The 10,830-nt window shown below is 67.4% G+C and carries 9 protein-coding genes and 1 tRNA gene; 1 reads left to right on the top strand and 9 read right to left on the bottom strand.

Features of this window, described 5'->3' with window-relative positions; all coding sequences use genetic code 11:
• Positions 1–53: 53 nt before the first annotated feature.
• Positions 54–2,129 (bottom strand): carboxy terminal-processing peptidase, encoded by a 2,076-nt coding sequence (locus tag HNO51_RS13565; RefSeq protein WP_234283454.1) that lies wholly within the window; start codon positions 2,127–2,129, stop codon positions 54–56.
• 128 nt (positions 2,130–2,257) lie between these two features.
• Between HNO51_RS13565 and HNO51_RS13560 the strand changes: the two genes are divergently transcribed.
• Positions 2,258–3,556, top strand: coding sequence for a M18 family aminopeptidase (locus HNO51_RS13560; protein ID WP_197447848.1), 1,299 nt, complete (start codon positions 2,258–2,260; stop codon positions 3,554–3,556).
• A 52-nt stretch (positions 3,557–3,608) separates the two neighbouring features.
• On the opposite strand, the gene HNO51_RS13555 is transcribed toward HNO51_RS13560, so the two are convergent.
• The 8 genes from HNO51_RS13555 to HNO51_RS13520 form a co-directional block, all read right to left on the bottom strand.
• Positions 3,609–3,685: transfer RNA gene (locus tag HNO51_RS13555), tRNA-Met, on the bottom strand.
• A gap of 52 nt (positions 3,686–3,737) precedes the next feature.
• Positions 3,738–4,829 carry a redox-regulated ATPase YchF gene (gene ychF, locus HNO51_RS13550; protein WP_197447847.1) on the bottom strand — a complete coding sequence of 364 codons (1,092 nt, stop codon included), beginning with the start codon at positions 4,827–4,829 and terminating at the stop codon, positions 3,738–3,740.
• Between the two features lie 78 nt (positions 4,830–4,907).
• Positions 4,908–5,489, bottom strand: a complete 582-nt coding sequence (gene pth / locus HNO51_RS13545) for an aminoacyl-tRNA hydrolase (RefSeq protein WP_197447846.1) — start codon at positions 5,487–5,489, stop codon at positions 4,908–4,910.
• A gap of 87 nt (positions 5,490–5,576) precedes the next feature.
• Positions 5,577–6,218: a 50S ribosomal protein L25/general stress protein Ctc gene (locus tag HNO51_RS13540; protein WP_197447845.1), complete on the bottom strand. Its 642-nt coding sequence runs from the start codon at positions 6,216–6,218 to the stop codon at positions 5,577–5,579.
• A 111-nt stretch (positions 6,219–6,329) separates the two neighbouring features.
• Positions 6,330–7,271, bottom strand: a complete 942-nt coding sequence (locus tag HNO51_RS13535; protein WP_010629229.1) for a ribose-phosphate pyrophosphokinase — start codon at positions 7,269–7,271, stop codon at positions 6,330–6,332.
• Positions 7,272–7,367: 96 nt separating this feature from the next.
• Entirely contained in the window at positions 7,368–8,222 is an 855-nt protein-coding gene (ispE, locus tag HNO51_RS13530) for a 4-(cytidine 5'-diphospho)-2-C-methyl-D-erythritol kinase (RefSeq protein ID WP_197447844.1), read from the bottom strand.
• Between the two features lie 16 nt (positions 8,223–8,238).
• Positions 8,239–8,859, bottom strand: coding sequence for a lipoprotein insertase outer membrane protein LolB (gene lolB / locus HNO51_RS13525; RefSeq protein ID WP_197447843.1), 621 nt, complete (start codon positions 8,857–8,859; stop codon positions 8,239–8,241).
• A gap of 26 nt (positions 8,860–8,885) precedes the next feature.
• Positions 8,886–10,643 (bottom strand): tetratricopeptide repeat protein, encoded by a 1,758-nt coding sequence (locus tag HNO51_RS13520; protein WP_197447842.1) that lies wholly within the window; start codon positions 10,641–10,643, stop codon positions 8,886–8,888.
• Between the last annotated feature and the right edge of the window lie 187 nt (positions 10,644–10,830).

Here is a 10,830-nt window from a genome sequence, read left to right as displayed (position 1 = left end):
AACCTGGGCGCGGCGAGGGGCGGGCCCCGGGCGGGACCCGCCTCGAAGGGAGGTCAGTAGCGGCCGGCCAGGCGTCGTTCGGTCAACTCGGCGTAGTCGGCGAGAATGGCGGCGGCTTCGGTCACCTGGACTCGATCCACCGGCTCGTCGCGCTCCGTTTCCTCTTCTCCCGCTTCGCTGCGCGCATCGATCAGCTCGTCCAGCGGCTCCAGGCCCAAGGCCTTGCGGCGGCGATTCTCCAGCGCCAGCTGCTCGGCATCGCGGCTCTCCACCTCTCGCTGGCGTCGCTCACGATCCAGGCTGACGCTGGTGTGCTCCTCGCGCATGCGGCGTGCGAGCTCGACGCGCTCCTTCAGGTAGACGAAGTTGGGGTGGGACTCGGCCCGCTCGCGGTGCCGCGAACGCAGCGTCTCGAGATATTCCCATGGTTCGCCGTAGTGGCGGTACTGGACGGCCTGGACGGTGTCCCACGCGAGCGCGTTGTCCAGGCTGCTCTCACCGATTCGCTCCGGGTCGACCATGTCGGGGAACAGGATGTCGGGCTCGACGCCGCGATTCTGGGTGCTCTCGCCCGAGATGCGGTAGAACTTGGCGCGGGTCAGCTTGATCTGGCCGTGGCTGAGGTCGTTCAGGGTCTGCACGGTGCCCTTGCCGAAGGTGGCGCTGCCCAGCACCAGGCCGCGGCCATAGTCCTGGATGGCGCCGGCGAAGATCTCCGAGGCCGAGGCCGACAGGCGGTTGACCAGCACGGCCAGCGGGCCGTCGTAAAGGGTACCGGTCTCGGTGTCGCCATAGAGGCTGATGCGGCCACGCGCGTCGCGCACCTGCACGGTGGGGCCGCGATCGATGAACAGACCGAGCAGCGAATTGGCTTCCTGCAGCGCACCGCCGCCGTTGTTGCGCAGGTCGAGCATGATGCCGTCGACACCCTCGCCCTTGAGCCGCTCCACTTCGCGGGCCACGTCGCGCGTGGTGCTACGGAATTCCTCGGCGCCGGCCTGCCAGGCATCGAAGTCGACGTAGAAGGTGGGGATGGTGATCACGCCGATGCGCTTGACGCCGTCGTCGCGCTCCACCTCGATGACCTCGCCATGCGCCGCCTGGTCCTCGAGGTCGACCGTGTCGCGGGTGATCTCGACGGTATGCGAGCGGGTCATGTCGACGGCTTCCGCCGGAACGACATCGAGGCGTACCACGGTCCCCTTGGGGCCGCGAATCAGGTCGACCACTTCGTCGAGGCGCATGCCGACGACGTTGACCGTCTTTTCCTCGTCTTCCTGGCCCACGCCGACGATGCGGTCGGCGGGTTCCAGCACGCCGGCACGGTCCGCGGGGCCGCCGGGCACCAGGCTGGTGACCTTCACGTACTCGCCGTCGGACTGCAGCATGGCGCCGATGCCCTCCAGCGACAGACGCATCTGAATGTCGAAGGATTCGCCCTGGCGCGGCGAGAGGTACTCGGTGTGCGGGTCGATGCTGCTGGTCACCGCGGCCATGAAGAGGCCGAACACGTCCTCGCCGTTGGTCTGGCGCAGGCGAGTGAGCTGGCCCTCGTAGCGCTGGCGCAGGTTGTTCTCCACCTGCTCCTCGTCCTGGCCGCTGATGTCGAGGGTCAGGGCATCGTTCTTCAGGCGCTTGCGCCACAGCTCCTCGAGTTCCGCCTCGCTGGTGGCCCAGTCGGCATCGCGACGGTCGAGATCGAGCCGCATGTCGGTCTCGTAGGTGAAGTTCAGCCCTTCGTCGAGGGTGTCGAGCAGCCACTCGAAGCGGTTTTCCGCACGGTCGTGATAGCGTTGGTAGAGCTGGTAGGCGGGCTCGAGCTCGCCCTCGAAGAGCATGTCGTCGATGCGTGTCTCGAGGTGGCGAAACTCCTCGACGTCGCTTTCGAGCAGGAAGGCGCGCTGGCCATCCAGGATGTCGAGATAGCGTTCGAAGGCCAGTCGCGACCAGTCGTCATCGATGGCGGTGTCGGCGTAGTGGCCATAGCGCAGCGATTCGGCTACCTCGACGGCGGCCTGGCGCTGCTCTTCACCCGGCTGGATCTGGGCTGCAAGCGCCAGTTGAGCACACCACGACAGCAGCGCCAGCGTCAGGACCGCTGTGCGCCGAATAACGACTAACTGGCTCATCGATGAAGCACCCCTGGTTTCGTGTACACTTCCTTCCCTAGACAAGCGTATGCCCTGTGAGTTGCCAAAGGCAGACATCGCATTGTAGCAGCTCTCGCGTCAACCTTAGACCCCTGATGAGGAGCCTCATGTCTCGGGAAGCCCGCCTCGAGCGCCTGCTCGACTTTCTGTACCGTTCCCCCACGCCCTGGCATGCCGTCGCCGCCATGGCCGAGCGTCTCGAAGCCGCCGGCTTTCGCCGGCTCGACGAGAGCCAGGCCTGGCAGCTGTCTGCCGGTGAGCGGGCCTACGTCACGCGCAACGACTCGTCCATCGTGGCGCTGCAGCTGCCCCGAGCTGGGCTCGAGGCGCTGCGCATGATCGGTGCCCATACCGACAGCCCCGGGCTGCGCCTGAAACCGCAGGCTGCCCAGACGTCTGCCGGCTGGCTGCAGCTCGGCATCGAACTCTATGGCGGCGTGCTGCTGGCGCCCTGGTACGATCGTGACCTGGGCCTGGCCGGCCGCGTCCACGTGCGTCACCCCGACGGCCGCATCGAGGGCGTGCTGCTCCACGTGGAGCGGCCGGTCGCCATCATCCCCAGCCTGGCCATCCACCTCGATCGCGAGGTCAACGCCGGACGCGCGATCAACGCCCAGACCCAGATGCCGCCGGTGTTCCTGCAGGGTGGGGAGAAGGCCGACCTGCAGCGCCTGCTGCTCGAGTGGCTGGAGGCGCAGCATGGCATCACGGGGGCCGAGATCCTCGACTTCGAGCTGGCGCTGCATGACGTGCAGCCGCCGGCCCTGGTCGGCGTCGAGCGCGAGCTGGTGGCCAGTGCGCGCCTCGACAACCTGCTCTCCTGCTTCATCGGCCTGGAGGCGCTGCTGGAGAGCGACGGCAGCCAGGGCGTGGTGCTGGTCGCCAACGACCACGAGGAGGTCGGCAGCGCCAGCGCCTGCGGCGCCCAGGGGCCGTTCCTCGGCGACGTGCTGCGCCGGGTCAATGCCCAGCTCGGCGAACCGGGCGACGAGGGCTTCATTCGCCTGATCCAGGCCTCGCGCATGATCTCCTGCGACAACGCCCACGCCCTGCATCCCAACTTCCCCGACAAGCACGATGCCGCCCATGGGCCGGCGCTCAACGGGGGGCCGGTGATCAAGGTCAACGCCAACCAGCGCTATGCCACCAACAGTGCCACGGCGGCGCTGTTCCGCGACGTCTGCCGCGAGGCCGAGGTGCCGGTGCAGACCTTCGTCACCCGTGCCGACATGGGCTGCGGCAGCACCATCGGCCCGATCACCGCCACCGAGCTCGGCGTGCCGACGCTGGACGTGGGCGTGCCGCAGTGGGCCATGCACTCGATCCGCGAGACGGCGGGCAGCCATGACGTCGAGCATCTGATCCGGGCGCTGATCGCCTTCGCCAACCGCCCGCGGCTGGCCTGATTGCCACCACGAAAAACCCGGCGCCAGAAGGCGCCGGGTTTTTTTCGATCTCTGGTGGCTACGCCCTGACTCGAACAGGGGACCCCATCATTATGAGTGATGTGCTCTAACCAACTGAGCTACGTAGCCAATCGACGGAGGCGAAGTCTACGGATTCACTCCCGTCAGGTCAAGCTTGTGGTTACACATTGAAGCGGAAGTGGATCACGTCGCCGTCCTGCACGACGTACTCCTTGCCTTCGAGGCGCCACTTGCCGGCGTCCTTGGCGCCCTGTTCGCCGCCCAGGGCGACGAAGTCGTCATAGGCGATGACCTCGGCGCGGATGAAGCCCTTCTGGAAGTCGGTATGGATCACGCCGGCGGCTTCGGGGGCGGTGGCACCGACCTTGACGGTCCAGGCGCGCACCTCCTTGACGCCCGCGGTGAAGTAGGTCTGCAGGCCGAGCAGCTTGTAGCCGGCGCGGATCACGCGGTCGAGACCGGGCTCCTCCATGCCCATCTCGCCGAGGAACATGGCGCGCTCGTCGTCGTCGAGTTCGGCGATCTCGGCCTCGAGCTGGTTGCACACCGGCACCACCACGGCGCCCTCCTCGGCGGCGATCTCGTTGACGACATCGAGGTAGGGATTGTTCTCGAAGCCGTCCTCGTTGACGTTGGCGATGTACATCGTCGGCTTGAGCGTGAGGAAGCCGAAGCTCTTGAGCTGGCGCTTCTCATCGTCGTCGAGGCCTGCGCTTCTCAGCGGCTGGCCTTCGGCCAGGTGCGGCTGGATGCGGTCGAGAATCGCCTTGGTGGCGATGGCCTCCTTGTCGCCGCCCTTGACCACGCGAACCAGGCGCTGGATGGCGCGCTCGACGGTGTCGAGGTCGGCCAGCGCCAGTTCCAGGTTGATGGTCTCGATGTCGGCGCGCGGGTCGACCTGGTTGGCCACGTGGATCACGTTGTCGTTGTCGAAGCAGCGCACCACGTGGGCGATGGCCTGGGTCTCGCGGATGTTGGCCAGGAACTGGTTGCCGAGCCCCTCGCCCTTGGAAGCGCCCGCCACCAGGCCGGCGATATCGACGAATTCCATGGTGGTGGGGAGCACCTTCTGGGGCTTCACGATCTCGGCCAGCCTGTCCAGCCGCGGGTCGGGCATCGGCACGATGCCGACGTTGGGCTCGATAGTGCAGAAGGGGAAGTTCTCGGCATCGATGCCGGACTTGGTCAGGGCGTTGAAGAGGGTCGACTTGCCCACATTGGGCAGGCCGACGATACCGCAGTTGAAACCCATGGGAGTGTCCTGGAGAGCGTGTGAGAAATTGGCGGCCATTCTACCGTTGCTATGAGCGGTGAGCTACGGCGAAGCCTTTCAGGGCTTGAAGCTATGCAGGCGGTTCATCGCCTGGGCCCACTTGCCGGTTACGACCAGGGGCAGCGTCGCCAGGCACTCGTCGAGGGCCGCGCCGATGGCTTCGAGCTCCGCCTTGCCGGGGCGCCCCAGCACGTAGTTGGTCACCTGGCGTGAATCGCCGGGGTGGCCGATGCCGATGCGTAGCCGGCCGAACGCCTTGTCGCCCAGCGCGCTGATGATGTCGCGCAGGCCGTTGTGGCCGCCGTGGCCACCGCCCTGCTTGTAGCGGGCGCTGCCGGGGGGGAGATCGAGCTCGTCGTGGGCCACCAGCAGCTCGCCGGGGGCGATCTTGTAGAACTGGCACAGCGCGGCGACGGCGCCGCCGCTGCGATTCATGAAGGTGGTGGGCTCGAGCAGGTGCAGCTCCTGGCCGTCGAGCAGGACCTTGGCGTAAAGGCCGAGGAACTTCTTCTCCGGGCGCAGCTCGGTACCGGCCTGGCGGGCCAGGATCTCCACCAGCCAGGCGCCGGCGTTGTGGCGAGTGGCGGCGTAGTTGTCGCCGGGGTTGCCCAGCCCGATGATGGCCTTGACCTGGGACATGCGGGGCCTCCAAACAAAAACAAGCGCCGCAGCGCTTGATCGGATGGGGAGGGGGCCGCCCGCTGGCGGCCCCCGACGGCAGCGCGATTACTCGGCGTTGCCTTCGCCTTCCTCGCCTTCACCCTCGCCTTCGTCGGCCTCGCTGCGGCCCTTCGGCTTGGTGATGCTCAGCACGGCGTTGTCGTGGTCCGCGCCGTGAGTCAGCTCGACCAGGGTGACGCCGGCCGGCAGCTTGAGGTCGGAGAGGTGCAGGGTGGTGCCCATCTCGACATCGCTGATGTCGACCTCGAGGAAGTCCGGCAGATCCTTCGGCAGGCAGCTGATCTGGACTTCGTTGGAGAGTACGTGCAGCTCGCCGCCCTGGTCCTTGATGCCCTTGGACTTCTCCTCGCCCACGACGTGCAGCGGCACGTTGATGGTGATCTCGTGGGTGGCGTCCACGCGCAGGAAGTCGGCGTGGGTGACCAGCGGCTTGTACGGATGACGCTGCAGGTCACGTACCACGACCTGCTCCTTCTTGCCGTCGATGATCAGGTTGAGTACCGAGGAGAAGAAGGACTCGTCCTCGATGGCCTTGTAGAACGCGGCCTTCTCGACGGAGATCGGCTGGGGGGCCTTCTCGCCACCGTAGACGATGGCGGGCACCTCGAGGTTCGCACGACGCAGGCGGCGGCTCGCACCTTTCCCCAGGTCGTTACGAACGCTGGCATTGAGTGTGAAATCGGACATGATGTTGCCTCTTGCTGAAAGTAAGGGAGACGTGCAACCCGCGACCTGATCGCGACGTTCCCGAAAACCCCCGTGGGGGTGCTGCTCCGGCGCCTGCTCCGAGTGAAAGACTCAGTGGAACATGGCGCTGACGGATTCCTCGTTGCTGACGCGGCGGATCGCCTCGGCGATGAGGCCGGCCACGCTCAGCTGGCGAATCTTGCCGCTGCGACGGGCGACGTCGGACAGCGGAATGGTATCGGTGACCACCACCTCGTCGAGTACCGAGCCGGTGATGTTCTCCACCGCCGGACCCGACAGGATCGGGTGGGTGGCGTAGGCCACCACGCGGCGCGCGCCATGGTCCTTCAGTGCGTCGCCGGCCTTGCACAGGGTGCCGGCGGTATCGATCATGTCGTCCACCACCACGCAGGTGCGGTTCTCGATCTCGCCGATGATGTGCATCACCTGGGCCTGGTTGGCCTGGGGGCGGCGCTTGTCGATGATGGCGAGATCGGCATTGAGCTGCTTGGCGATGGCGCGGGCGCGGACCACGCCGCCCACGTCGGGCGATACCACCACCAGGTCGTCGTAGTTCTGGCGCTCGATGTCGTCGAGCAGGATCGGCGAGCCGTAGACGTTGTCCACCGGCACGTCGAAGAAACCCTGGATCTGATCGGCATGCAGATCCATGGTCATGACCCGGTCGACGCCGGCCTTGACCATCATGTCGGCCACCACCTTGGCTGAGATCGGCACCCGGGCGGAGCGCACCCGGCGGTCCTGGCGGGCGTAGCCGAAGTAGGGCACCACGGCGGTGATGCGAGTGGCCGAAGCCCGGCGCAGCGCGTCAACCATCAGGATCAGCTCCATCAGGTTGTCGTTGGTCGGGGCGCAGGTGGACTGCAGGATGAACACGTCCTTGCCGCGAACGTTCTCGTTGATCTCGACCGCGATCTCGCCATCGCTGAACTGCCCGACCGTGGCATTCCCCATGCGAGTATCGAGACTCTCGGCGATCTTCTGGGCGAGTTCGGGATTGGCATTCCCGGCAAAAACCATCAATTTTGACACGCGCATCCACCTATGCAGTGTTGGGGAGCTCTGTTGACGATGAGCCAGGTTGCCGCAAGCGACGCCACCGCGCTTCGGGTCGGGCGCTCGCTGGCATCATGGCCGTCGACCTAGAGCAGCATGTAGCGGGGAGAGATTCAGGCCGCGGGCAGTGAAAGCAGTATAGCGGCCCGGCAGGTCGGCCAATAGACGCTTCGCCTCGGCGTCTGAATCGAACCAGGCGAAGACACAGGCCCCGGTTCCCGTCAGCATGGCGGGAGCTCGGCGGCCAAGCCAGTCGAGCGCTTCGGCGACCTGCGGATAGAGTGACCGGACCGTCGGCTCGCAGTCGTTGTGCCAGCTGGGCGCTCCCCCCTGCAGTGCGCGCGCCATGGTAATCGGGGCCGTGTTACGTGTCAATTGCGCCGCCCCGAACACCGCGGCGGTGGCGACCTCGATGCCGGGGTGTACGACCACGAACCAAGGGGTGTCGAGCGTCACCGGCGTGAGCCGCTCGCCCACGCCTTCGGCCCAGGCGGCGTGACCGCGCACGAACACCGGCACGTCCGCGCCGAGCTGCAGGCCGAGCTCCGCCAGCCGGTCGAGCGTGAGGTCGAGCTGCCAGAGCCGGTCGAGGCCGAGCAGCGTGGTGGCGGCGTCGCTGCTGCCGCCGCCCAGGCCGCCCCCCATGGGCAGGCGCTTGGTCAGGTGAATGTCGGCGCCAAGCCGACAGCCGGTTTCGTCCTGCAGCAGGCGAGCGGCGCGCACGATCAGGTTGTCACTGTCGGGCACGCCCGACAGGCCGGGTGCCAAGCGAATCACGCCATCCCTCCTTGGCCGCAAGCACAGCTCGTCGCCATGGTCGAGGAACTGGAACAGCGTCTGCAGCTCGTGATAGCCATCGGGCCGGCGGCCAGTAATGTGCAGCATGCGGTTGAGCTTGGCCGGCGCCGGCAATACGAGCTCTTTCATCGGTTCCGTCATCGCCTCACTCGTCGATCACGGGACGCCACTCCGTGACCACCAGCGTCACGCGCAGGTCGTCATATTCCATGACCAGGCGGCGCGGCAACCACAGCGACTCGACCTGGGTCCAGTCGCGATAGACGATCTGCCACCCATCCTGCTCGAGCTGCTGCGGGAAGCCGCGCTCGTCCTGCTGCAGCTGGTAACGGCTGTGGTCGGCGGGCAGGCCGCGAATCCAGTCGGCCAGGGAGCTGACCGGCAGCGACCAGCCGAGCTGCTGCTGCATCAGCGCCTCGGGCGTCGCGGCTTCGAAGCGCCCCTCGGCGTTGGTCAACGAGAAGCGACCTTCGCGGCCCTCCAACAGGTTGCGGCCGCTGCCGAAGGGGCCGCTGATCAGCATGCGGTAGTAGTGCGGATGCTGGCTCCAGTCGAGGTTGGCGCTGGTCGTCTCCTGGGGGGTGCGCAGGCCGGCCTTGCCAACCAGCGTCCAGGTGTTCAGTTCCTCCAGGCGCTCCTGCTGGGCCGTCCACTGGTCGGCCGTGCGCTCACCGTCCGGCGCCGCGCCAGGCGTGGCGCAGCCGGCCAGCAGCGCCAGGGCAAGGCTCGCGGCGAGCCCGCGTATCGCAGAAATGGGGCGTCTCATGGCATCGTCTCGTTGACAGTGGATGATCAGGGGGCCAGCTCGGGAACGCGCTCGAGGAGCGCGTCGATCAGCGGATGTTCGTCGTGCTGGCGCAGTGCCTGTTCCACGACGCGTCGCGCCTCTTCCCGGCGATCGAGGGTCCACAGCACCTCGGCCAGGTGGGCGGCGATCTCCTGGTCGGGCATGCTGGCGTAGGCGCGCTCCAGCCAGGCCAGGGCACGTTCGGGGTCGCCTAGCCGATAGTGGACCCAGCCCAGGCTGTCCATGATCGCCGGGCTGCCGGGTTCGAGCGCATGGGCACGCTCGATCAGTTCACGGGCCTCCTCCAGGCGCTCGGCGTCGTTGATATCGGCCAGGGTATAACCCAGGGCATTGAGGGCGGAGGCATTCTCCGGATTGGCCTCGATGATGCGTCCCAGGTCGCGCTCCATGCCCTCGAAGTCACCGTGTTCCCAGGCGCGCATGGCGCGCAGATAGAGCAGCGGCTCGTCGTTGGGCGTACGCGAGAGCTCGCGGTCGAGCAGGGCGTCGGCGTCGTCCTGCCGGCCGACTTCGTCGAGCAGTTCCACCTCGAGGGCGACCAGTTCGCTGAAGTGCGATTCATGGCGCAGGCGCTCGATGCGCAGGAAGGCCCGGGCGTCGAGCAGGCGCTCGTCCGCGATCAGCATCTGGGCCGCTCGCAGGCGGGCGCGCAGGAAATCGCCGCCGGGAGCCACCTGGCGATAGTAGAGAAGGGCGTTGTCGATCTCGCCCTCTTCCTCGGCGATGGTGCCCATCAGGTAGAAGGCGGCGGGAGGTGGCTCGTCGCTGCTGACCAACGGCAGCAGCAGGCGGCGGGCCGCGTCCAGGTGGCCACCCTCCAGATAGAGGCGGGCCAGCGAGAGGTGCAGCTCCTGGTTGCCGACGTGCTCTTCCATCAGCGTCGAGGTGTGCTGCTCGGCGGCGGCGACGTTACCGAGCATCAGCTCGGCCTGCGCCAGAAGCAGCTGGAAGCGCGGATCGCCGGGCGAGACCTCCAGGCCGCGGCGTGCCGCCTCGCGTGCCTGGCGCGGGCTGTCGGCCTCCAACGCCAACTGGGCACGGGTGAGCCACAGGGCGGGCAGCTCCGAGTGATTGCGCTCGAGCAGGCTCAGGCGCCGCTCGGCCTGCTGGCGCTGGCCCGTGGCCGCCTCGAGCGTGGCCATGGCCAGCACGGCATCGTGATAGTGCGGGTGGGTGTCGACGCCGGTACGCTCGAGATATTCTCGCAGCCGTTCGCGCAGGGGAAGCGGATCGGCGCCGGCCTCGAGCGCCAGCTCGGCGAACAGCGTCAGCTCGGCATGCTGTCCCTGCTCGGCCAGCGCCAGGCGCCGCTCGAGGGCCTGGTCCCAGTCGCCGCGCTGCAGGGCCAGCCCGGCGAGCAGACGCAGCGGTGCCTCCGCGAGCGGGTCGAGCTGATGCCAGGCGTTGACCGCCTGCTCGAGCAGCAGGACGTCGTTGCTGAAGCGCGCCGCCAGCGTGCCGCGCTCCGCCAGTTGCGCGACCCCGTAGCGTTCGGCCATGGCCAGGTAACCCAGCGTGGCACGCCGATAGTCGCCGCGCTGCCCGGCGAACTCGGCCGTCAGCAGCGTCGCCAGCCCCTCTGCATCCAGCCCGTGCTCGATGGGCGGGGCGGAGGCCATGGGGTCTTCTTCTAGCGTGGTAGCCAAAGGGGAGGAGGCCAGGCCCTGGCAACCGCCCAGCAGAACGGTCAGGCCAAGCACTGCCAGTCCATGGCGCGAGGAGCGTATCAGCGTCGAGGGCATGCGTATCTCATCCGGTGTCCCGAGGTGCCAGCATACCGGCTAGCAGCCGATGGGCAAAGGGATCGCTGCGTCGGCGCCATCGCCATGGGAGTGCACCAGCCTTGTCGTGCGTCAAGGGCAGGAGCCGTGCGCCTGGCGCCGATATCCGAAGGCTGTGATAGAATGCAGCGCCGCAGAGACGGTTTTT

This window comes from Billgrantia sulfidoxydans, assembly GCF_017868775.1.
GTDB lineage: Bacteria > Pseudomonadota > Gammaproteobacteria > Pseudomonadales > Halomonadaceae > Halomonas > Halomonas sulfidoxydans.
The sequence above is the reverse complement of the archived record's forward strand: the minus strand, read 5'-3'. Positions and strand labels throughout refer to the sequence as shown.